This is a genomic window from Methanosarcina acetivorans C2A (assembly GCF_000007345.1).
GTDB lineage: Archaea > Halobacteriota > Methanosarcinia > Methanosarcinales > Methanosarcinaceae > Methanosarcina > Methanosarcina acetivorans.
The window spans coordinates 1135394-1159864 of the sequence record NC_003552.1 but is presented as its reverse complement, the minus strand read 5'-3'; the positions used below and the strand labels follow the sequence as shown (position 1 = coordinate 1159864).

General features: G+C 43.2%; 17 protein-coding genes and 1 pseudogene. 9 read left to right on the top strand and 9 right to left on the bottom strand.

Translation table 11 applies throughout. From position 1 onward, the window contains the following. Positions 1-78: 78 nt before the first annotated feature. The 3 genes from MA_RS24390 to MA_RS05040 form a co-directional block, all read right to left on the bottom strand. Complete coding sequence (locus tag MA_RS24390; protein ID WP_052279112.1) at positions 79-2514, bottom strand: PAS domain S-box protein; 2436 nt, start codon at positions 2512-2514, stop codon at positions 79-81. Between the two features lie 1064 nt (positions 2515-3578). Next, positions 3579-4244: an orotidine-5'-phosphate decarboxylase gene (gene pyrF / locus MA_RS05045; protein WP_048065013.1), complete on the bottom strand. Its 666-nt coding sequence runs from the start codon at positions 4242-4244 to the stop codon at positions 3579-3581. Positions 4245-4248: 4 nt separating this feature from the next. Then, positions 4249-5202, bottom strand: a complete 954-nt coding sequence (locus MA_RS05040; protein WP_011021005.1) for a deoxyhypusine synthase — start codon at positions 5200-5202, stop codon at positions 4249-4251. Between the two features lie 521 nt (positions 5203-5723). Between MA_RS05040 and MA_RS25095 the strand changes: the two genes are divergently transcribed. From MA_RS25095 to MA_RS05025, 3 genes and pseudogenes are all read left to right on the top strand, one after another. Then, positions 5724-6011, top strand: coding sequence for an ATP-binding cassette domain-containing protein (locus MA_RS25095; protein WP_052279111.1), 288 nt, complete (start codon positions 5724-5726; stop codon positions 6009-6011). Between the two features lie 74 nt (positions 6012-6085). Beyond that, on the top strand, positions 6086-6244 hold the full coding sequence (locus MA_RS28415) for a hypothetical protein (protein WP_226990928.1): 159 nt from the start codon (positions 6086-6088) through the stop codon (positions 6242-6244). A 149-nt stretch (positions 6245-6393) separates the two neighbouring features. Continuing rightward, a pseudogene (locus MA_RS05025) lies at positions 6394-7009 on the top strand (ABC transporter permease). A 173-nt stretch (positions 7010-7182) separates the two neighbouring features. Here the strand turns inward: MA_RS05025 and MA_RS05020 are convergent. Then, positions 7183-7575: a thioredoxin family protein gene (locus tag MA_RS05020; protein WP_011021003.1), complete on the bottom strand. Its 393-nt coding sequence runs from the start codon at positions 7573-7575 to the stop codon at positions 7183-7185. Between the two features lie 543 nt (positions 7576-8118). Beyond that, on the bottom strand, positions 8119-8553 hold the full coding sequence (locus MA_RS05015; protein ID WP_193589515.1) for a hypothetical protein: 435 nt from the start codon (positions 8551-8553) through the stop codon (positions 8119-8121). A 583-nt stretch (positions 8554-9136) separates the two neighbouring features. On the opposite strand from MA_RS05015, the gene MA_RS05005 reads away from it, so the two are divergent. Continuing rightward, complete coding sequence (locus MA_RS05005) at positions 9137-9880, top strand: RNA ligase partner protein (protein WP_011021001.1); 744 nt, start codon at positions 9137-9139, stop codon at positions 9878-9880. Positions 9881-10225: 345 nt separating this feature from the next. Next, entirely contained in the window at positions 10226-11458 is a 1233-nt protein-coding gene (locus MA_RS05000; RefSeq protein ID WP_011021000.1) for a methionine adenosyltransferase, read from the top strand. Between the two features lie 134 nt (positions 11459-11592). Here the strand turns inward: MA_RS05000 and MA_RS04995 are convergent, their stop codons facing one another. Then, a complete protein-coding gene (locus tag MA_RS04995; protein WP_011020999.1) occupies positions 11593-12462 on the bottom strand; it encodes a geranylgeranylglycerol-phosphate geranylgeranyltransferase in 870 nt (289 codons plus the stop codon). A gap of 813 nt (positions 12463-13275) precedes the next feature. On the opposite strand from MA_RS04995, the gene MA_RS24380 reads away from it, so the two are divergent. Beyond that, positions 13276-14736 carry a PGF-pre-PGF domain-containing protein gene (locus MA_RS24380; RefSeq protein ID WP_226990766.1) on the top strand — a complete coding sequence of 487 codons (1461 nt, stop codon included), beginning with the start codon at positions 13276-13278 and terminating at the stop codon, positions 14734-14736. Positions 14737-15186: 450 nt separating this feature from the next. Here MA_RS24380 and nadA read toward each other — a convergent pair whose 3' ends face one another. Further along, positions 15187-16101, bottom strand: coding sequence for a quinolinate synthase NadA (nadA, locus tag MA_RS04985; protein WP_011020997.1), 915 nt, complete (start codon positions 16099-16101; stop codon positions 15187-15189). 314 nt (positions 16102-16415) lie between these two features. Next, positions 16416-17231, bottom strand: a complete 816-nt coding sequence (locus MA_RS04980; protein WP_011020996.1) for an aspartate dehydrogenase — start codon at positions 17229-17231, stop codon at positions 16416-16418. Between the two features lie 632 nt (positions 17232-17863). Between MA_RS04980 and MA_RS25090 the strand changes: the two genes are divergently transcribed. The 3 genes from MA_RS25090 to nadC all read left to right on the top strand — a co-directional run bounded on the left by MA_RS25090 (position 17864) and on the right by nadC (position 23350). Next, positions 17864-21454 (top strand): disaggregatase related repeat-containing protein, encoded by a 3591-nt coding sequence (locus MA_RS25090; protein ID WP_011020995.1) that lies wholly within the window; start codon positions 17864-17866, stop codon positions 21452-21454. Between the two features lie 492 nt (positions 21455-21946). After that, positions 21947-22318, top strand: coding sequence for a 6-carboxytetrahydropterin synthase QueD (gene queD / locus MA_RS04970; RefSeq protein ID WP_011020994.1), 372 nt, complete (start codon positions 21947-21949; stop codon positions 22316-22318). A gap of 198 nt (positions 22319-22516) precedes the next feature. Further along, complete coding sequence (nadC, locus tag MA_RS04965) at positions 22517-23350, top strand: carboxylating nicotinate-nucleotide diphosphorylase (RefSeq protein WP_011020993.1); 834 nt, start codon at positions 22517-22519, stop codon at positions 23348-23350. Positions 23351-23386: 36 nt separating this feature from the next. On the opposite strand, the gene MA_RS26555 is transcribed toward nadC, so the two are convergent. Then, complete coding sequence (locus MA_RS26555) at positions 23387-23530, bottom strand: hypothetical protein (RefSeq protein WP_157860103.1); 144 nt, start codon at positions 23528-23530, stop codon at positions 23387-23389. Positions 23531-24471: the final 941 nt, after the last annotated feature.

Sequence of the window (24471 nt, the reverse complement as noted above, 5' to 3'; positions counted from 1 at the left end):
GGTTAAAGTGTTTCAATCTTCCTACGAAAGTGTGCAGCTGGAATTTATATTAAATTTAAAAAATATTTAATAGGTACCTCAAAACTCATTAAACTGTTGTGTTGGAGAATTTGCCTGATTATCCCTTTCTGTGATAGAAAACCTAACAATGAACTCAGTCCCATCATCCCTTTTCAGCTCAAGTTCCCCATCTAACTGGTCTATGAGAGTAGTTACCAACTGAAGCCCCAGACTTTCAATATCTTCGATTTCAAGATCTTTTGGAATACCTATACCATTGTCTGAAACAGACAGAATGAAAGCGATACAGCAGTCTTCTATATCGGATTCTCTATTTTTCTTTCTGTGGAGCTTAATTCTAATTTCTCCTTTATCCCTGTCAGAAAATGCATGTTTTAGAGAATTGGAGACAAGTTCATTAACGATCATACCTAGTGGAACAGATGTATCCATATCAAAGAAAATGTCTTCTTCTATATCCATATCCAGGCTTATGCCATCATTTCCAAGCCTATAGGAGAGAAATAAATTACCAGAAAGTTCGTGTATATATGCAGAAAAGTTAAGAGTATCGATTTCTCCACTTTTGTGTAATTCCTCATGGATAAGAGCCATAGAAATGACACGGTCTTGACTTTCTTTGAAAGCTTCCAGAATTTTTGAATCTTCAATATTCTTCTTGCCTCTAAACTTTTCAGCCTGAAGGTCGAGAAGGGAAGAAATAACCTGAAGATTGTTCTTAATGCGATGGTGAATTTCCTGTTTGCGAATAATATCGATTTCTTGCAAAAACTTATAAGCTTTCTCAAGCTCAACTGTACGTTCTTTAACTTTCTCTTCTAAAGTGTTTGATAAGGTACGGAATTTTAGTTCTGATTCGCGTAGCGCCTCCTCGGCCTGCTTGCGCTCGCTGATATCCTGAATCGTACCCATCGCTGCTTTCCTGCCCCCAAAGGAAATAGGTGAAGTATTTATGGAAACCCAAACTGGCGTACCATCCTTTTTCTTGAACTTTGTCTCAAAATCCCGGACTACTCCCTTATCTTTCAAAGTACGACACCATGACTTTCTCTCTTCGGGGTTCCAATAGACATCCGTGGAGTTCCTACCGATAAGCTCGCTAGGATTATAACCTAAAATCCGATCATATGCAGGATTGGTGTAAATAATTTTGCTCTCTGCTGAGCTCACACCTACCCCAATTGGGGATGTTTCACTAAGTGTTCTAAAACGCTCTTCACTCTCTTTCAAAGCTTCTTCGGCTTTTGCCCGTTCGACCGCCGCCCAAGTACGCTCAGCCGTCTCCTCGATGAGTGCTACCTCCGCTGGAGACCACTGTCGTGGGGCAGTATGATGGACGACGAGCTCCGCCACAAACCGGCCGCCCTTGACCAGCGGCACCCCCATCAGGGAGGCAATGCCAAGATTCGCGTATCCCGACCGTTCAGCCTCCGAAAGTTCGGTCGAGGATGCGAGGTCCGGCACGACGATGGTGCGCCCCTCTTTTAGCGCAGAGAGGAGGCTCGGACCAAAGTCGGCCATCCGGAACCTACCGGTGACCAACGGGACGCCAGGCGCGACGTAGTTGCGTTCGAAGACGATGAACGTATCATCATCCGTGACCTCCCCGTAGGCCACGCGGGCGATGCCCAGGTGCTCGCCGAGGACGCGGGTTGCCACCGCCTGGATCTCGATAGGATCGAAGAGCGGCCGCAGGGCGTCGGAGAGCTGCAGCAGGAACGCCTGCCTCTCCGCGCTCTCCCGCAGCATCTCCTCTGCCCGCTTGCGCTTGGCGATGTCGTTGAAGAGGATACCTACCCGCCGGTGATCGGGATCGCCGGTGCGAAAGGCGTAGACGTCGTAGAAGTGACCGAGAGCAATAGCCGGATTCTCGAAGCGTACGGGCTCGCCCGTTAGGGCGACGTTCCCGTAGATCTGAAACCAATGCTCTTCGTGCTCGGGGGCAATCTCTCGCATCCGTCGCCCAACAGCGTTCTTGATGCCTGTCTGCCTCTCGAAAGAGGCGTTGATTTCCAGAAAGCGGTAGTCAATAGGGCAGTCTGCTTCATCAAACAACACTTCGATCACACAGAAGCCTTCGTCAATCGTGTCGAAGAGAGTGCGGTACTTCTTTTCGCTCTTCCTTAATTCTTCCACCAAGGTATCCCGTTCTGCTTTCTCTCGAGTTTCACTTACCATACCCTTTTCGAATTCTTTCTGGTCACTTATATCGAATCCAGAGATACTTACGCGTTGTTCTTCAGGTAAGGGAGAAAAAACAACCAAATATAGCTTATTTCCCACTTTAACTTCAGTTTTCTCAGGGCTATTTCGGGAGATTACCCTTTGTACAAGATCTACGATACTCGAAGGTAGTTTTTCTCCTACACTTACACCCCATTCTTTTAATATAGGCTCACTCGCTTCATTTGAGTGAATAATAGTACCATTATTATCTACACTGAGAACAAGATTTTGATTCGTTGCTGGGGTTTGTTCCACTTTAGCGTTCATATTCCCTTTTTGGATTCCCTTTTGTGACCATGAGTTTATTTTACTATATTCCTGCAATCACTAACAATAAAAGATCATATTTTAATTTATATAAATATATAATTGTGTGTGAAATCTAAGTACGCTTTGATTGTAATAATTTAGTTAAATTTGGAAGAGAATAAGATAGCAGATAATCTTTAATATTCTATGAGCCACAGATTTAAAAAGTTATCATTCAATTACGAAACACTATCTCCCAACATGAAAATCAAATGAATAATCAGAAAATTACATATCACAAACAGCTATCATTTCCCTTCCAAATGCTTAATGTTCAAGTTAATTCTTATGGGATTTTCTGGTACAACTTACGAAGATCTACAATTATCGAATTTTTTTCCGGTTGCTCATTTATCAATTACAAAAGTATTAGGTCACAAGACATTTCTGATTAGATCTAAGACTTCATTTCAAAATTCTCCACGTTGTCAATTGATTATTAATATCTCTGATTTCTTTTTCTGGTAATGCTAAATCCTGATAATGTCTCATGCATTTTAAAGAATCATGTCCCTGGCGAAGACAAAACGTAGACTCTAGAATTCCAGCTTGTATTATCCTACTTTCGACAGTCTTTCGCGTGGTCTTCGCAGAGAGCCCATAAGGTTGAACTCCGCAGCTTCAGCCCATTTTCGAAGGTCCCTTTCCAAACACTTTCTACAGGAGGCTGGGAAGCTCAAAAAAAAGTACCTCAAGAATAATTAAACATAATGGAAAGTGGGTGTGTAGTTTATTCTAGTTGAGATCGCCTGTGTTTTTGGTGAGTTTTCATTGCAGATTGCTTTTACAAAACACAGTACCATCACTTCTTAAAAATAGTTTGTTCTTAGCGCTTATGGGCTACATTTTATTCCAATATAGAGGGTTGCTACTGAGATTTACATTAAATATTGAAAATATTTAACAGGTGCCTCAGAACTCATAGGGCTCATCATGAAATCAGCCAGATTTTTCATCACAGGCACGTAATTGAGATTAGAAGTGTATTTTAAAAAAGCTGCCTCTTCCAGAAAAATATCCTTTCAGTATTCTCCCCGGAGCTCAGCCTGAATTTCCTCGGCAATCTGCCTGGCAGCTTCTTTTGGGGATTCTGCCTTGTAGATGCTCCTACCCACTATCACCCAGTCTGCGCCGGCAGCAATAACGTCCGAGGCTTTTCCGCCCTGGGCACCCACACCGGGGGAGATGATTGTGAGTTTGTCCCCGATGATTCTCCTGATTTTCTTCACTCTTTTGGGACGGGTAGCAGGGGCGACAAGCCCGAAAGCTCCTGCTTCAAGCGCCATTTTTGCAATTGCTTCTGCAACCGGCTGCATGAAATCGGCACCGCCGGGGTGGCTCATTTCGCTCACAACGAAGACGTCCTTTCTGTATTCGGAAGCGATTTCAATGCAGGCATCAAGGCTGTCCCTGCCTGTAAAGCCCTGTGCGATGACTGCATCGGCTCCGGCTTCAAAGACCTGGTCGCAGATAAGGCGGTTGGTGTTGGGGATATCGGCAACTTTGAAATCGGCTATTACCGGAGCGAACTCGGCAAGTTCCCTGATAATCCCGAGCCCTGTGGCAAGTATGAGAGGGTAGCCTACCTTTATTGCGTCCACGAATTCCCAGACGTCTTCTGCAATTTTCAGCGCTTCTTCCCTGTCGGTTACGTCCAGAGCAAGGATCATACAGGTATTCCTTTCCATCAAATCATCTCTTTGAAAGGCGCGTCCGCACAGCGGAAACGATAAGTGGGAGAGTGATTGTTGCATCTGCGTACACAGTTACTGATTTTGCATCTTCCCCAACCTTTCCCCAGGACTGAGCTTCGTCAAGGGTTGCCCCGCTAAGTCCTCCGGTTTCCGGACGGTCCATTGTCAGCTGGATTGCGTAGTCAAAGGACTTGGGAGTTACAAGCATGGACTGCAGGATATAGTTTTTTGGAACTCCTCCTCCAAGCAGCATAGCGCCTGCACTTTCAGCCTCATAGCAGATTTCCATGAACTCGTGCATGTCCGCAAAAGCATCCACATGCAGAAGGTTTCCTTCCTTATAGAGCCAGGCCTGAAGCCCTATAACCGAGTCCTGAAGCGCAGGGCAATAGACCGGCACTCCCATTTCAGCTGCGGTTTTGAGGATGGAAGAGTCATCGTCCAAATTCTTCCCGATCTCGGTAAGGACCTGCCTGATAGAGAGTTTTTCCTGCGGAAGCCCTGCATAGACGCTCTGTAAAAATTCTTCAAGGTCGGTAAAGTGCTGGTCAGGAAGGTAAACATCATAGATCCTGTCGATACACTCATGCCTGAGCTGGATATCGTTTGCACAGTCCGACCCTTTATAGTGGTGAAGGCCGAGAGCCTCGACCGTATCATGCACCATATTGGCGCCGGTTGTGACAAGCACATCGATATGCCCATCACGAATCAGGTCTGCAATAATACCCCTCATACCTGCAGGTGTCATCGCCCCTGCAAGCCCGAAAAACTTCGTAGTTTTTTCTGAAGCCAGCATCTCATAATAGATATCAACGGCTTCAGCCAGCCTGCCTGCTCCAAAAGCACAACCGGCGTACTCCCTCACAAGCTCATCCACAGACATATTCGGAACTATCTTTGCCCCTTTGACCGGAGTTGTAAGATCCCTAGCAGAAGCTTCAAAGTCCATTTTTTTTCCTCATAGTTACAAGATTATAAGACATAACTCCATTAAAAGCATAAATATATTGAAGAGTGATTATATTAAAATGTGTATATATTAAAAGGTAATTATGTTAATGCGTAAATGTGCTGAAATAAGTATTCAGGCATGAGAAGGTCTGTAAAGTTAGACGCTTATAATTGATGCCTGCAACTTGAACCTGCAAGAGACTGATATGCGCATTATGGTCAGCAAGCCATGCGTAGCATTTTATTTTAAATGTATCCGCGCTGCAGGAATTATATGGAACCGTTGATACGAATTGATTTATGAGAACACCTCTGTATAGATAAACTTTCTCTTATTGGGGCTGCAGGAAAGAAAACTTTTCTACAAAAAGGAAAGAAAAAAGCAAAAACCTGTGAGGAAATATCAGAAATGAATAGGAGGGATGCAAGAAACATATTAAGAAAGCAGGAAAATCAGGGGAAAAAAATGCAGGGTGAATAAGGTATGAAAATGCCAGTATACATTTCGGAAGCAAAAAAGTGCTTTCTAATTTTTCTCTCTGTATTCCGAAAGGGAAAAAAATCCTGCTGAAAGGGAAATCAGAAACCGGTAAATCAACCCTGTTCAAAATACTCCTGGGGTTTGAAAAGCTTTCAGAAGGCTCGGTCTATTACATGAGAAAGACTCTGAATCCTCAGGTAGCCTGGCAGGTCCGAAAAGAGGTAGCCTATGTTTCCCAGGATACGGACCTGGGAGAAGGGTCTGTAAAGGACTTGCTTGAGGAGATTCGTTCTTACAGACCGAATCGGAAAAAAATAAGACTTTGAAACCCTTTCCGGAGGGGAAAAGCAAAGGATAGGGGTTCTGATAGCCCTGCTGCTTGAAAGAGTGATTTTCCTGCTTGACGAAGCAACTTCGGCTCTCAATGCGGGCTCAAAAAAAGGTTGCTGACTACTTTCTAAAACATGACCAGTGGACTCTCTTTATAATATCTCACGACCGCAAATGGAAAAGGGACGGAGTAGAGATTGTGACCATAGGAAACAGTGGACCTGATTGAAAAAACATCTACAGGAAAAAGAATGGGTTGAATCCAAAAGAGAGATAAAGAACTGAATGAAAAGAATAGTATAAAAATCAAAAGAGGAATTTTCAGATGGCAAGCCCCATATACCGATACCTTCCCTGATACTCTGTTTTCTACTGCTTGTGATTCCTCTGGCAATCAGTTACAGGATAAAGCTCCATATCTCCCGAAGAACTATAAATGCAGTTGCTCGCATGACAGTCCAGCTGAGGATAGCGGGCATTTTTTGACCTATGTTTTTGAGCTGAACAATGGAGCTCTGAACCTGGCATGGGTTCTGGGAATGGTTACAGTTGCAAGCTACACATCCATACGCAACGTCGAACTCAAAATGGAAAAACTGCTTTTACCGGTTATACTTTCCTTTACAATAGCGAATTTAAGCGTGTTGCTCTACTTCAACGAATTCGTGTTTGACCTTGGGAACCTGTTGGAAGCCCGCCACCTGATCCCCATAGGAAGCCTGATTCTCGGGAACTCGCTCAGGGGAAATATTGTGGGCAAGAATCTTACACGGATATCCGCAGAAATGAAAACAGATACCTTTACTGCCTCTCTCGGGGCAAGCAGGTATGAAGCCCTAATGCCCTATACCGGAAATGCCTTCACTCCGCACTCAGGCCTACGCTCGCCAATATTGCAACTGCAGGGGTTGTCTTCCTTCCCGGGATGATGAAAGGGCAAATCCTCGGGGGGCAAGCCCAATCCTTGCAATCAAGTACCAGATTTCAATCATAGTTGCCCTGTATGCAGCCACATCCACGAGCAAGACCTTCAGCATCTTCAACACTGTCCATACCACTTTTGACGAGTGTGGGCTGGTCAAAAAAGAAATATACAGGAAAAAAAGAGGGAAAAAAGAGAATAGGAAACCTTTAAAGGAGCACAGGAAACCTTCGATCTGACCAGGATTATACATATCCCGTGATGTCCTGCCCTACTGGAGTGGTTTTTCTTATGCATTCCTCCCCATACTGGATCATGTCCCTGATCGCGTTCCCCAGGATGGAAGGGTAAATCTGGCCTACCTGTTCCCATACCGGTTTTCCGTGGCAGAAAAACTTGAATGTGGGCGTGCCCTGGACCCCATATCTTTCGGCAGTCCAGGGATTTACTATTATATTTATTCTGGCAAAAATGGCCGAAGCTCTGTATTCCTTTGCATACTCCGCAAAATATGGTTCCATAGCTTTACAATACGGGCAGGTAGGGCTGTAAAACATTACAATAACGGGCTTCTCAGAATCTTCTACCTGCTGTCCCCAAGTCGCATCTTCAATTTCAAACACATAATTCTCGTCCAATCAATTACCCCCTGAAATAATGAGCTAATGAATTAAATTCAGGAATAGAATCCTTCTCAGGTTTTGGAAAATATATGGTTTTTTCGATAACAATACTTTATGCTATTATTAAATCAATATTTATGTCTTCATTGAATTAAAATTCATTCATCTGCAGATTCAGGATTGTGAAAAATTTGTATTAATGCAGTAAACAAAGACTGAGGGGAGCAGAATCATAAAAGAAATAGAAAAAAGTACGAGAAATAAAAAAGAGAAGAAGAGCAAGGAAATTAAAAAGAGAAGAAGAGCAAGGAAATTAAAAAGAGAAGAAGAGTAGGAAAATGGATGGAATGAAGAAACAGAGGGACGATTAAAAAAATAAAAAAAGAGAAGAAAGCTTAAGAAAAAGCTGGGGAACAGAACCGGAAGATCAGTTCTGTCTTTTTTAGGATACAGTGATTTATAGGGTAGTTGAGCCCGGCTCTTTACCCCTCGTTATTTACCCGTGATTAGAACTTCGGGGGGAGCGGAGAACAGAATTCTACCTGTCAGGCTTTCTGTTCAAACTTCCTCTTTTTCGTACTCAGGGTTCATAATCTCTTCGAAACATGTGCTGCAGATGTATTTGTCATCGAGGCACGTTTCTTTGAAATTTACTTTGGGACCACCCGGCTTTGTAGTTGCTTCCTTAAATACATAGAATTTTTCATTAAACTCTATTGGCTGTCCGCACCTGGTACATACGAAGGGCGGGTTCTCAACCGAATCAATTGCACATTCAATGCATATCAGATCGGACTTATCCCCGTGAACGTCCTTGAATGGGATTGGTTTCATATCAAGACTGGTGTCCACAACCAGCACGTCTTCCAGCAATTCCCGACCACAGATATTGCAATACTCTTTCATTGTGTTGCCTCCCTTCCTAAGAGGATTCCTGACAAAACCCTGCGCTGAGCCTACAAAAGGTTTTAAACTCTCCGTGCTTGCACTCATTTGATTCCCCATTTTTAGCCTGTTTTATCCATTTTATACCGAACCGGGATATTTTCCAGAACTTCCACTCCGGCTCAGTACTTTTCACACCTTCAATCGAAATTTTCACCCTGCCGGATAACATAAGCTGCCGGCATATCAGCCTGAGAAGTCCAGCCCAAACGGGAACAAAAGCGATAAGAAGAATAAACATATTTATTTTTTTTAAAATGTATTCCCGGAAATACTTTACGCCCAAAGCAAGAACAATCCGAGAAAACAATATACAAAATATGTTTCAAACCGCTTTTTAGCTTCTGGTTTAAACTTCCCTATGTAAATATAGGTTTTAAGAGTATATACAGTTATTCATTTTGATCAAAATCCTGTGAATAATAACATAAATAATAGTTATGGATAAGGGAACGATATATAAGCATCGTAGTTACGGATAGATAAGAGGATTACAAGCATCAAAGTTATGGATAACAGATTAAAGGGCAACACGCAAAGAGCAGGAAGAAGAAATAATAAGACAAAGAATTTTATTGCTCCTTGATCAATACATAAGAAGGGTAAAGAAGACATAAAAGGACTCGAAAAAATGCTCAAGCAGAGATTCGTGCTGGATACCACAGCACTAACGGATCTGCAGACACGGGAGGTTATGGGTTATACATCTCTTTGTGAGGGGATGAAAGCGATACTTGACCTTATAGCCGACGCTCGCCTGCAGTTCGGGATCAGTTGTTATGTTCCCTATCCATCGGTATACAAGGAGATGTACGAATTTGCAAGTCGCAACGGCTGTGACAGAGAGGTGACGGCAAAGATAGATACCTGGCTTGTGAAAAAAGCTCCTGACCGCTATAGAGTTGATGTAACCTCCCAGATCTTCCACGAATATGTCTCCTACATGAGAGAAAGGATTAACCGGGGAATGGGGGTTGCAGAAGATGCAATATGGGAGGCAGCAACAGAATGCCTTTTCATGGAAAATCCTCAAAACAAGAAAAAAGAATACAGGGAAGAGGTAGAAAGGGAAGTTATTGGCGGGATAATAGGCAAATTCAGGAATAAGTACAGAGCAGCTCTCAGGTATGGAATTCTTGACAGTGCTCCTGATATTGATGTCCTGATCCTTGCCAAAGAACTTGATGCAGCTGTCGTTGCAAGCGACTACGGAATCGAAAAATGGGCAGAGCAACTTGGAGTTCGTTTCGTGCCCGCAAACACCTTTCCAATGATGATCAAAGAGTACCTGAAGCATTCTCCGGAAGGAGAAAAAGAAAAAGGGGAAGCGGATAAAAAGAAAAAAAGCCATTCGGAAGAAGCAGAATTTATTTAACAGACCTGAAGAACTCCGTAACAGGCGCAGTGGGCTTAACACAGACAGATTCAGGTCCTAACCGCCCTGGATTTTTAGTTTTTTTCAAGGGGCTTTCTCAACTGACATGTCTTTTAACTGACATGTCTTTTAAACTGACCTGCCGTTAGTCTGTGTTCACCAATATCTTCACTGAATGTCCTATCTTTACTGAAGACCTTACCTTCACTGAAGAACCCATCCGGTCTCTCCGAAAATCCAAACTTCACTGAGGGGAATTTTTAACAACATACGCTGTCTTCAAATACATAAATAAGATCGATAAAGTATCTGCCACGCCCTGAAGGGCGATCCGGGGGAAAGAGTTTGAGAAATATTGTTGTAGAAGAGTTAAAAGCTTCGGAAGTTTACCGCCAGAAGGTAGAGGTTGTTGAAAGAAAAGGGCTCGGGCATCCGGACTATATCTGTGATGCTATCATGGAACAGATTTCCGTGAATCTCAGCCAGAAATACCTTGAGACCTTCGGAACCATCCTCCATCACAACATAGACAAGGGTATGCTTGTTGCAGGCCAGGTGGAAGGAAAATTCAGAGGTGGAAGAGTTGTAAGCCCTATGAGGTTGATCATAGGGGACAGGGCGACCTTCGAATACGAAGGAGTTGAGCTCGATATTCCGGGGCTTGCGGTCGAGACTGCAAAGAACTGGCTTTCAGAGAACCTCCGTTTTGTGGACCCTGAAAGCGTCATTTACCAGGTGGAACTCAAAAGGGGTTCTGCAGAACTTACGGATATTTTCAGCAGGGGAGGAAATATTCTAGGGGCAAACGATACTTCCGCAGCAGTAGGGTATGCGCCTCTGAGCCCTACAGAAAGGCTGGTACTCGAAACCGAGCGCTACCTTAACTCAAAAGAGTTCAAGAAAGAGTGCCCGGAGTCCGGGGAAGACATAAAAGTCATGGGGCTAAGGCACAAAGAGGATGTCCACCTCACGGTTGCTACTCCTCTTGTAGACAGGTTTGTCGAATCCGAAGAGGATTACTTCAAAAAGAAAATAGAACTGCATGACCGGATAGAAGAGTTTGCTGCCGGGTTTGCAGAAAAAGAAAGAGCCGAATTCGAAGCCTGTATGTGTGTAAAACCAACTGCTTCCCTTAACACCCTGGACATTCCCGGCAGGGGAATGGAAGGAATTTATACAACGGTTACCGGAACCTCCGCAGAAGACGCGGACTGCGGAGAGGTGGGGCGTGGAAACCGCGTAAACGGGATAATTCCCTTAAACCGCCCGGTCAGCAGTGAAGCTGCAGCAGGGAAAAACCCCGTAAGCCATATCGGAAAGATCTACAACCTCCTTTCCCACAGGATCGCAGCCGAGATTTACAATCAGGTCCCAGATGTCTCCGAGGTATATGTCTGGCTCCTCAGTGAAATCGGAACCCCGATTGACCAGCCCCAGATTGCAACTGCCCAGCTGATTATGAGAAAAGGCGCAGCAGGCGAAGTAGAAAAAGAGGCTGCAGAAGTTATAGAAAAAGAACTCGAAAATATTCATTCCTTCTCCATGGAACTTGTTGCAGGAAAGAGGCCTATCTGCTAACCTGGGCCTGTCAAACTGTCTACCTGTTTCTCTCTGCCTGTTTCCGTACCTGCTCTTAATCCATCTGTTGAAGCCACAGACCCTGCGAAATAAAGGAGAAGAAAATAAGGGCAGGATCTGGGAATTTATGTAGTTCATACACCGGCAATGAAAGCGATTAGCGCAAAAAACATGGCTATTTTGAACATCTTGGAGGACTTTGTCGGGTTATTTTTCACAAGGAGCTGGACAATGGCTGCAAGAAAGCCCAGATCTGCCAGCAAGACCAGGTAAAGGTAGCGCAGGCCAAGGATGGACATAACGCACGGGAGAGGACTTAAAAGTACGGCAAGGAGCCCAATGAGCACTGCAAGATAGCCTGCTTTTTTTGCCCCGATCCTGAGAGGGAGGGTGTCTGCGTCTTCCAGCCTATCCCCTTCCATGTCTTCGATATCCTTAACGATTTCCCGGGCCGTAATGGCAAGAGCTGCAAGCAGGAAAAGTACGAAAAGAGTTTTAAGCCCTTCAAGCCCGAAAACCGAAGCTCCGAAGAGAAAAACAGAACCGGTAAGGTAACCTATGCTCAGGTTTCCCAGAAGAGGGGTGCCTTTAAGAGTTTTTGCATACAGTATCAGGAGCAGGGAGTTAAAAAGGGCGATTAACCCGCAGATCGAATTTATTGAGAAAGCCAGTAGAGTTCCAGCGGCAAACAGAAGGTAAGAAAAGTAAAGGGCTTCTTTTGCCTGCACTCTTCCGGAGGGAATGGGCCTTTCCGGACGGTTGATGGAATCTATCTTTATGTCAAAATAATCATTGATAGCGTTTCCTGCACCTGAAACCAGGAATACTACCAGAAACACAAAACCTGCATCAAGAAAAGGGAAAGGTCCCGTAAAATTTGAACTTAAAGGTCCGGAAGTCAGGATATTAAAGGCTATCAAAGTTCCTATTACGGCTGCAAAACCTGCCATCAGGCAGTTTCCGTACCTCATAAGTTCCAGGTATGTGCGTATTCCGGCAGACATTAGAAGAAAGCAGCATTATAAAGTATTAAAAGTATCGGATCTGTGGGATTGAATCTGGAGAATTGAATCTGAAGGATTGGATCTAAAGAATTGAATCTGAAAGATTGGATCTAAAGAATTGAATCTGAAGGATTGGATCTAAAGAATTGAATCTGAAAGATTGGATCTAAAGAATTGAATCTGAAGGATTGGATCTAAAGAATTGAATCTGAAGGATTGGATCTAAAGAATCGGATCAAAATGGCACCAATCAAGATAAGGTTTGAATGTTTAAACGAAAAAACTCCTCCTGTGCAGGGAAACTTAAGCTTTGAACCCGTTATCAGATTGAGATGTTGAAGAAGTGTATAATTCCATTATCGGATTGAAACAATTTAAAGTTGGGAAAAAATCCACCAGATTTATTAAGGAGGAAGTGGTTCCGGCCCCAGGAAGATGACTGGAGTATAAAAAGACCTCTGTCGTTAGCTCTCCTAAACTTAAGGACTCCTGCCAGAATATAGTACTAACTAGATTAATAATCTTCTGGATTTACTAAGAAAAGTCTTGAACCCGATTACTTAGGCAGAGATCTTGTTTTTGACAGCGGTTTATTGGGAGATCCGCTTGAAACAAGGCTCTAAATTTTGTTCATATGAATAATATAATAAATTGTCAATGACTTACTGGATACCAGAGACCTTTTGACTTACGGGTACCAGAGACTATTTGACTTACTGGGTACCAGAGACCTTTATTTACGTCTGTGTAGCCGGAGGCCTAAAAAAAATGAAAACTGGTTTTTTTACTTATTTAATTTATGTACTATTAGTAATGCTAATAATTCCAGGAATGGCTCCCGGAATGGCATCTGCTATAGGTGAAATAGCTGGAGATAGTGGAAGTTCGGATACAGGAGACTCCGGAGATTCAGGTACTGGGGACCCGGGTACTGGAGCCGATGATTCGGGAACAACCGATAATCCTGCTGATGACCCGGCAGACGATCCTGCTGATGATCCTGCTGATGACCCGGCAGATGACCCTGCTGACGACTCAACTGACGACTCAACTGATGATTCAACCGATGACTCAACTGACGACTCAACTGACGACTCAACTGATGATTCAACCGATGACTCAACTGACGACTCAACTGATGACTCAACTGATGATTCAACCGATGACTCAACTGATGATTCAACCGATGACTCAACTGATGATTCAACCGATGACTCAACTGATGACTCAACTGATGATTCAACCGATGATTCAACTGACGATTCAACCGATGATTCAACCGATGATTCAACTGACGATTCAACTGATAATTCAACTGATGATTCAACTGACGATTCAACTGATGATTCAACTGATGATTCAACTGACGATTCAACTGATGATTCAACCGATGATTCAACTGATGATTCAACTGACGATTCAACTGATGATTCAACCGATAATTCAACCGATAATTCAACCGATGATTCAACTGATGATTCAACCGATGATTCAACTGACGATTCAACAACTGAAGACACAACTGCTGAAGAATCGAGTACTGAGGACAACAATGACAGCGGGAGTTCAGGTTCAGGTTCCAGTTCCAAGTCCAGTTCAAGTTCTGGTTCCAGCAACATAGGAAGTGGTGTTTCGGCAGAACCGGCAAAGAATATCGAAATCAAGGAGCTTGCTACCAGGAATGTGATAAGCGGTTATCATATTAAGTATGAGTTCCCGGAAAACGTCACATGCATAACGTATATCGAATATGATGCAAAAAAGACATTCAGGCGGACAACAACAATTGTAGAAGTACTTAAAAACAAATCTACACTTGTCCCAAAACTTCCTTCCGGCAGAATATATAAACATGTGAATATATGGGTAGGAGATAGTGGAGAAGGACTTCCTACTTCTCTCAAAAATGGATCAGTAGGCTTCAAGGTAGAAAAGGAATGGATCAAGGAAAATAATATCAATGAATCCCTGATAACCCTGCAGTGGTATAACGAAAGCTGGAAACCTCTCTCTACGGAAAAAGTCAGTGAAGACGAGAATTATACCTATTTTAAAGCAAAAACATCCGGTTATTCCTCCTTTGCAATAACAGAGTATCAGGAAGGAAAAATACAGAAAACTCTGAAAAGCCTGGAAAATGAGTACCTGAACGGAAGCGTGGGAGAAAGCGGCATAGTCAAAGCTCCGATGGAAGCGGCCAAGACACTCATGGTAATTGCCCTGCCCCTGTTTGCGTTTATTGTGGGATACGCCGTTTTGAAGAAAAAGATCTAAGGTATTCTGGCATGAAAGGGAGGTGAGAGTTTGTTCCTCACCTGTTTTTCATATTTTTCCCATAATTCTGAAAATTGATTGTCCCTCATTAACTGGTCGGTCTATTCCGGTACCAGGAGAGAGCTGAAAACTCCCAGACTTTCGATCCCAAGCCGCTGGGGCCTGAGTAGGCCTGTAAACCAGGTAAAAAGGGATTTGAAGACGGACACCGCAACTAAGAAAGACAAAAAACACACATGATATTCTTCAAATAACAGGCACAAATAATGAAAGTAATTGAAAGTACTTTCATGCCAAAAGAAGAAAGTTATCGGTTTTCCCTGTCACTTTAGTATATTAATCCCTTCAGGCCCCACAGATCGTTTATTTTTATCTTTTTTCCTTCTTTCTTCTCATTCTTCTGGTTTTCAGGAAGATCGTTCTCCTGCTCCGAGCAGGACAATTCAGGGCTTATTTTACTTTTACCGCAAGCATCCGGTCAAGGGCCTCTTTTGCCCTGACTCTCACTTCTTCGGGAACGGTCACGACGTGCTGCATCTTTTCAAGGGAAGCCAGGAGTTTCTCAAGATTGACCATTTTCATGCTGGGGCAGCAGGCAAATTCAGAGATACAGTAGTAGGTTTTTTCGGGAGCTGCCTTGTGGAGCCCGTGGATGAGGCCGCACTCAGTGCCTATGATGAACTCCCGGGCAGGAGAGTTTTTCGCGTACATGATCATCCCTCGCGTACTTGCCACGTGGTCTGCAAGTTCAAGGACATCAGGGCGGCACTCTGGGTGAGCAATAAATTTGGCAAGGGGATGCTTTTCCTTCATTTTCAGGACGTCTTCTCTCAGGATCTGGTGGTGAGTGGGACAGTGTCCTTCCCAGGGAATGATTTTTTTATCGGTCCGGGATGCAACGTAGGCCGCCAGATTCTTGTCAGGCACAAAGATAACCTCATCGACGTCAAGGGAGTTTACCACTTCCACAGCGTTGGCAGAAGTACAGCAGATATAGGACTCAGCCTTGATCGCAGCCGAACTGTTTACATAGGAGACGACCGGAGCTTCAGGGTGCTTTTCTTTCAGTCTTTTAAGCCCTTCCACATCCACCATATCTGCCATAGGGCATGTGGAATCGATTTCCGGTAACAAGACCGTTTTTTTCGGGGAGAGAATTGCAGCACTTTCTCCCATAAAATGGACACCGCAAAACACGATAACATCCGCGTCCTGGCGGACAGCTTCCTGGCTCAGGGCAAGGGAATCCCCTACGAAGTCCGCAATATCCTGGACTTCGGGGCGGGAGTAATAGTGAGAAAGAATGACTGCGTTTCGTTTTACCTTCAATTCCTGGATCCTTTTTATAAGGTCTGCTTGCTGCATGGGACCACCATAATATTTGAGAGGAAAATATGAATCTGAAATTATAAAGGCATGTCAGACGTAAAAGAGTGCAATAAGGAAAATACTCTCCATAAGGCACTTTTTCGCGTACATGCCACCTTCTCCAAAGGGTTTACGTGCTTAACTCCTCCGGACTATATAATGCTTGTGAACCTGATGTTTTTAAACCCCGCCTGCTTTCAATCCTAAAAACGAAATTCGGATACCGAATTCCAAGCAATTTAGAGTCAGCCCTCAAGGGTCAAGCTTCAAGAGCCAAGCCTGAAAAGCTAAGCCTCAAGAACTGAAGGAATTCAGGTCCCTATCTGGACAGGGTTCAGGATCTTTTTAAGGGTAGAAACTGCAGAAAGGGCTGCAAGATAGCTTGTTTTAGGATTTTCCGGGGAAGGGAGGTTTTCCACTCTTGTGCTGAATTTTCCGAATTCTCCTTCCACGATGATTTCATGCACGTTCCTGAAAAGAGAAGGGTCAGCTATGACTTTTACCCGTGTCCGTTCAAAACCAATGCCTGCAAGGCTGATCGTAGCTGCCACGTTAACGTTTGCAGGGAAAGCTTTTACGGCTTCCGAGGCAGGACCTTCAAAAAGTACGGTTTTTTTTTCGAGTTTTTCAAGTTCTATGCCGTGTTCCACAACATAAGGAGCGCCCATGAGCCCTGCAGGAGGTTTCCTGGTGCTCAGGGTGACCGAAGAGATTCCAGCCGCAGATGCCGAGTTTAACCCGTCGATCCCGACAACTGCCCCCGAGGGAAAATACAGCTTGCAGTTATGCTCCTTTGCAAGCCCGAAAAGAGTATCTCGCAGTTCTTCATCGGCAAGGGCGCCTACACTCAGGATCATCACGTCACAGCCGGCCTTGAGGGCCTGAGGTACAATGAACCTGACAGCATTTTGGGAGGCGCTCTCTATAATAAGGTCCACACCGCGTATGAGTTCTTCGATCTTCATATATGAAGGCTTGCAGGTCTTCAGGGAAGCTGCAAGTTCAAGGGCTTTGCTTTCCGAAGAGTCGCAGAGGGCGTACAGCTCTGCACTAACTTCTCCTCCATCAATTGCCCTGCAAATCTGTCCGCCAATAAATCCGCAACCAACAATTCCTATTTTCAGTATTCCAGGCTCCTGAGAATAATCAATAAATTCAATTTAATTATCCATTTTAGCTGAGATTTTCAATCAGCCATAATCGCTTATATTATAATTATTTCTATATACCCGTCACAGAGAGTTCCGGGAATTGGAGTACTGTACTCTTTTCTCTCTCTTTAAACCTTCTGTTGCCCGACTTTTATTGTTTGCTTAAAATCCTTTAGCGTTCTGACTTTTTTCTTTGCCTGTTCCCGGAACCTTTCTTTGAGCCCATCCTGAAACCTGACTTAACTTTGTGTTTCTCATGACATCACAACTTCAAAGTATGACTCTCTAGCATACTGCTAATTTCAATTGTCATTTTTTATGTTACCTGCAAAATAGATCCAGAGAAATATATTGAGTTTTAGGATCAGCTTATGAAAACAAGTTTCAATACTCGCTTTTAGGCATTAATAGCTCATCCAAAGTTATAAGAAACTGTGTTAAGTAATACATATAAGGACTATTGATGTTTTTTTGGTGCATATTGAGAATACTTGTTTCTCATGAAAAACGGTCTTTTTCTGTCAACTGTCCACCTAATCAATACTGGGTTTGAAAATCCTGACATATGCTAAAAATGTCAGAGAAAAGGAAGATGAGGGAATAGGTATATGGGAACTAACAAAAAGCTGAATTCGCTATATTTAGCATCAGCAGCTCTGATTTTATTTTTGATTCTTTTTTCATATACGGCATCAGCAGCTACAACAACTTGCAATGTTAAGGGCAGCAACTATCAATACTGGTCTGATGAACAGTACCCATCAATCGACTTATTTGGAGAGGAGTATGTTCCTTTGCTTGAAGAAAACGACCAGATCTGGGAAGCTCATGTTGACAAGCTCACCAGGGTCGTTATTGATAATGAGAGCAGTTATAATCTTACGGGTGGTGAAAGCCTTGACATTGGTCAGGGATACAGTCTCCAGGTAAAGCAGATAGACGTAGACGGTGAGAAAGTTTGGCTAGAATTCTATAAAGATGGACAATATGTAGATGACCAGATCCTCTCAACTGGTTCGGGTGACGATACATGGAATTGTACACTTGACAATATACAGGGTATAAGTGATGTTGTTGTTTTGAAAGCCCACGTTAACCAGATCACCCAGAGTGCAACCGAAAGTGTTGTCCAGATTGATGGGATCTGGCTCATTGACTATGAAAATACTACGACCCTCCAAATTGGGGACCAATTAGGAAATTGTACACTTTCCGAAATTGTAAACGGGACAAATGAGTCTAATCTGGGAAGTCTTGTTTTCGAGTATGTGGTAACAATAACAGACCTTGGGACACTCGGAGGGAATTACAGTAACGCAGAAGGAATCAATAACAAGGGGCAGGTAGTAGGTACTAGCCAGACAGATACTGGTGTAGAACACGCTTTCCTGTGGCAAAATGGAGTAATGACTGATCTTGAAACAAGCGGATGTGATGGCTATCCCAAGGGGATCAATGACAATGAGCAGATAGTGGGCTTCACATTCATAGAGGATGATAATGCTGTTCACGCTTGCCTGTGGGAAAATGGTGTAGTAACCTATCTTGGAGTACTACCTGGAGGAACCGAGAGCTGGCCCGAAGGGATCAATAACAAGGGGCAGGTAATAGGCTACAGCGAGGGAATTGGTTTTGAAGTTCACGCCTTCCTGTGGCAAAATGGCACGATGACTGATATTGGACCGTCAGATGTAGAATATAGCGATGCAAGAGGAATAAATGAAAATGGGCAGGTAGTAGGCACCAGTCAAGACCGTTATGGTCCCTCACGTGCCTTCCTATGGCAAAATGGTGTGATGACAGATCTTGGAACACTCGGAGGATCTTACAGTAGTGCCCGTGGAATCAATGATAAAGGGCAAGTAGTAGGTGTCAGCCAGACGGATACTGGTGAAACACATGCTTTCTTGTGGCAAAATGGTGTGATGATAGATCTTGGAACGCTTGGTGGAAGCAACAGCTGTGCTTATGGAATCAATAACAAGAGGCAGATAGTGGGTGAAAGCGAGACGGAAACCGGTGAAACACATGCTTTCCTGTGGCAAAATGGTGTGATGACAGATTTTGGAACACTATCTGGGATATCTGGCAGCGGTGCCTATGAAATCAATGAAAATGGGCAGATATTGGGATCCAATGGTACTGCCGTTCTATGGACAATAACTGCACCAACCAATCCAGTTGCCAATTTTTCTGCATCTCCAACTTCAGGATATGCACCTCTAACAGTAAACTTTACTGATCAGAGTACAGGATCCCCCACTTCCTGGAACTGGGATTTTGGAGATGGAATGAACGCAACAGATCAAAACCCAACTCATACCTATTCAACAGCAGGAAACTATACTGTGACGTTTACTGCAAGCAATGCAGCAGGCAACAGTACCGTGACAGGGATTGTTAGTGTAACACCTCCCGAAGATTCGGAGGAGATAGTTTCCGAAATAGAGGTATCTGACAACCGTTTGCGTGAAGCGTCTCCTGACACCGTCTACAAGAGTTCATCCTTTATTGATGTAGGCAGCATCAGTGGAGTTGGCAGGTACAGAGATGCAATACAGTTCGATCTAAGCGAATACAACAGTGACTCCCAAATTACTAATGCGGTTCTTTCCCTCTACTGGTATTATCCCTCGGGAACTACAAGACCTGAAGATACTGTAATTGAGATTTATAGGCCGGCTTCTGCCTGGAACTCAAGTTATGTAAGCTGGAATAAAAGGGACAAAAATGTTGCATGGACTAATGAAGGTGGAGACTGGTACGATAGAAATGGTGTTTTGCAGGGCAGCACCCCATATGCTACAATAACTATCAAAGGCAGCAGCCTTCCTGACAACAGGTACTACGAGCTGGACGTAACCGATCTCGTAAAAGAGTATGTCAGCGGAAAATATGAAAACACGGGATTACTGATAAAAGCCCGCACAGAAAGTAACAACTATATAGCTTTCTACAGCAGTGACTGGACAGATGAAAACCAGAAACCTAAAATTACTGTAACTGAAAAGGAAGCATCCCTGGTGACTATTACTGGTGCAACAGATAATCGTTTGCGTGAAGCGTCTCCTGATAGTGTATATTCTGACACTTCATTTATTGACGTAGGCAGTATCAGTGGAGTTGGCAGGTACAGAGATGTAATGCAGTTCGATCTGAGCGAATGCAACAGTAACTCCCAGGTCGGCAATGCCGTCCTTTCTCTCTACTGGTATTATCCCTCGGGAACTACAAGACCTGAAGATACTGTAATTGAGATTTATAGGCCGGCTTCTGCCTGGAACTCAAGTTATGTAAGCTGGAATAAAAGGGACAAAAATGTTGCATGGACTAATGAAGGTGGAGACTGGTATGATAAAAATGGTGTTTCTCAGGGAAGCACGCCGTATGCTACAATAACGATCAAAGGCAGCAGCCTTCCTGACAACAGATACTACGAGCTGGACGTAACCGATCTCGTAAAAGAGTATGTCAGCGGAAAATATGAAAACACGGGATTACTGATAAAAGCCCGCACAGAAAATAACAACTATATAGCTTTCTACAGCAGTGACTGCGGAAACGAAAGTCAGGTGCCAAAGCTTAGCATAACAAAGAAAACACCCGTAGTGACCGTAAATGCAACTGTTACCGATGCAATGGATAACCGTCTGCGTGAAGCTTCTCCTTCCACAGTCTATCAGAGTTCATCCTTTATTGATGTTGGTAGCATCAATGGGGTTGGTAGGTATAGAGACGTAATAAGGTTTGACCTGAGCGAATACACCGGTTCTGTCGAAGTTAATAATGCGGCTCTTTCTCTCTACTGGTATTATCCCTCGGGAACTACAAGACCTGAAGATACTGTAATTGAGATTTACAGGCCGGCTTCTGCCTGGAACTCAAGTTATGTAAGCTGGAATAAAAAGGACAAAAATGTTGCATGGACTAATGCAGGTGGGGACTGGTACGATAGAAATGGAGTTTTGCAGGGAAGCACGCCGTATGCTACAATGACGATCAAAGGCAGCAGCCTTCCTGACAACATATACTACGAGCTGGACGTAACCGAGCTGGTAAAAGAGTATGTCAGCGGCAAGTACGAAAACACCGGATTCCTGATAAAAGCTCATACAGAAAGCAATAACTATATCGCATTCTATAGCAGTGACTGCGGAAACGAAAGTCAGGTGCCAAAACTTCAACTGGTATACAGCTAAAGGGTTAAATGCCTTTTAGAAGGTGATCCGAAACTCAAGCTACAGGAAATATAAATTTTTTAATGCTTGCCTTTCGGAAAAACCCTCTTAATTTTTTTATGAATATTTATACAAGTTCCTATTATTCCAGAATCTAAGAAACACATCCGAAAAAGCAGGAAGATACACTGTTAGCTTAACGGTAAAAAACGCAGTTGGTAAAGATACTAAAAAAGAAACGTAACATTCTATTCTTTATCGTCTCTTTACACCTGCTACCGAGAATATTTTCTTAATAAGAAATGTTCTTATCATATTGAATTTCGTTTTAAAGATTCCAGGTTTTTACAACTTCAAAGCCATAGTCTTAGATTATGCAGGCCTCGGAACTTTTCATAATTTCATAGGGGTTTATAAAAATAAATAACATACATAAAAATTGTTGCCGATAAATTTGGAAAGATATTTATTAATAAACAGTGTCTTAAAATTCACAAAGGAGGTCGAGTAACTATGTTTGAGTTAAAAGTTGTTACCCATTTTGCAGCAGCCCATCAGCTTAAGATGGTAGCCAAAAAATGTGAAAACCTTCACGGGCACAACTGGAAGATCGAAGTTTGTGTGGCTGGAGAAAAACTCAATGATGCCGGAATAATGATGGACTTTGGGGAATTAAAGCAGAATGTATCCGAAATCACGAAAACGCTGGATCACAATTTTTTGAATGAACTTGATTACTTTGATGACAACAATCCGCCGTCTTCGGAAAACATTGCCGTATATATCGCAAACTCCCTTAAAGCCATGCTCAAAGACCCTGAAATCAGGGTTGCCAGTGTCACAGCCTGGGAGTCGGAAAATGCCTGTGCAACATATTTACCGTAATCCATTTTCCACTTTGTAAAAGGCGGAACACCATTTCTTATTTGAACAAGCAACATCATTAAAGCACGGTTTAGGCCCTTTATTTCCAATGCAGATGGGTTATTTTAGAAAAATAATACCTTCTGGAAAGAGATATAAAACCCAAAATGCCCGTACCTCTTATAAATCCTGAAGGCATAAAATAGCAGGGTAAAAATCATGCTTATCAGAGAAGTAGAAAGCTTCATAGAAGAAGACCTGGGTTATGATGATGTTTCATGCACTATTGTTCCTGACAGGCCTGCAGAAGCCATTATTTTCACAAAAGAAGACTGTACGGTTGCCGGGATAAGCGAAGCTGCATCAATATTTATTTATTTTGGAATTCAGGCAGAAACCGATTTTAAAGATGGGGACCGCCTCAGCAAAGGAGATACAATTTTCAGGCTCAGGGGAGGAGCCATATCCATTCTCAGGGCAGAGCGCCTTAGTCTTAACTTCCTCGGGCACCTCAGCGGGATTGCAACCCTGACAAGGAACTGTGTGGATGCCGTAAGGAAGCACTCGGAAAGCACAAGGGTAGCGTGTACGAGGAAGACCACCCCCGGAATAAGGAAATTCGAAAAGCTGGCTGTTGCTGCAGGGGGAGGAGATACTCACAGATTTAACCTTTCGGATGCGGTTATGATTAAAGATAACCACATCAAACTCATGGGAATAGAAACCGCAATCAAAGCAGCTCGAAAAAGCAGCTTTACGCGGAAAATTGAGGTTGAAGTTGAGTCTGCAGAAGATGCGGTTCTTGCTGCAAAACTGGGAGCAGACATTGTAATGCTTGACAATATGCAGCCTGAGGTGATCAGAGAGACTCTCGCCTTACTTGAAGAAAAAGGGCTCAGGAAATCAGTCCTTGTGGAAGCCTCCGGAGGGATTTCCCCTGCAAACCTTGAAGGTTATGCAAAAACAGGGGTGGATGTAATATCAATGGGTTCCCTTATCCATAAATCAAGGTGGATAGATATTAGTCTGGAAGTAATCAGGTCCGAAAACTGAAACCAAAACTGAAATTGTATTCATTCCACGGAATCTTCATTTTCCGTGGGTAAATCTTTCCTTTTGGCCCACATCTTCTTCCTGATCAACATCTTTTTCCTGATCAACATCTTTTTCCCAATTCGTCAAAACCGCAATCCAGAATGCCCTTTCTCCTTCAGGCCTTCTGTTTTCGACCAATGTTTATGAAGAAGCAAGAAGGGCAATGATCATAATTGAAGGCGACCGCAAATACCTGAGCACAGACAAAATCTCAACTGAAATCGAAAAACTTTCCGGATCCGTACGTAGGGCATATCTTCAAGGGTATAGTCATAAGCAACGGTGAATACCCGCAAATCCTTTCACTTCTGACCCTGGAATCCGCCCACGAACTCGAAAAACTCTATAATGTGGCAGTCCATGCAATCCACTACGAAAAGGCAAAAAAACAGCGTGTGGAAGAAAGAGTGGAAATGGAAAAAGCCATTTCGTAGATTGAAGGGATGGAGCCTGAATACTAAAATTCAGGTCCTTCTTTTGATTTTTTCTCATCTTCTTTTGATTTTTTCTCGTCTTCTTTTGATTTTCATCTCGTCTTCTTCGGACTTTGTTCATCCTGAATTTTTTACTTTAGCCAGATGCTCCTCTAGCTTGCTGTGGGGATGGAAAAACTTTCCAGGTAAACATTAATGATAATATGATTTATCAAATCTGTTTTTGGTTGGTAAATTCTGCTCAAACAAAACTGTTTCGGGTCATTGTCTCCTTTAATGGAATTTGGAGCGGGGGCGCGAACATACCCCGCTGCTTGCAGTGGGATGTGCCAGCACAACTTTGATTTTATCATCTAAAGAAGAAAAAAGAAAGGATCACAAACTATATATCCGGCTTTGTAGAAGATATTTGGGGGCAAGGGAATAAGGTCGCTGTTAAGACGACTTATCTAAGAGCGTGTCTTAGAATTAAATTTGGTTATACAATTGGGGCGGAACTTACGCGTTTGAACTGAAAAACGGTAGAATTAAACCGTTAAATGTCTAAAGTGTACATTTTAACTATGATGTCTTATGTATTTGATTTCATACCTCTAGCGGGTAAGTCCGATGTAATTAATTTACGGCCTGAATTTTAATTCAACA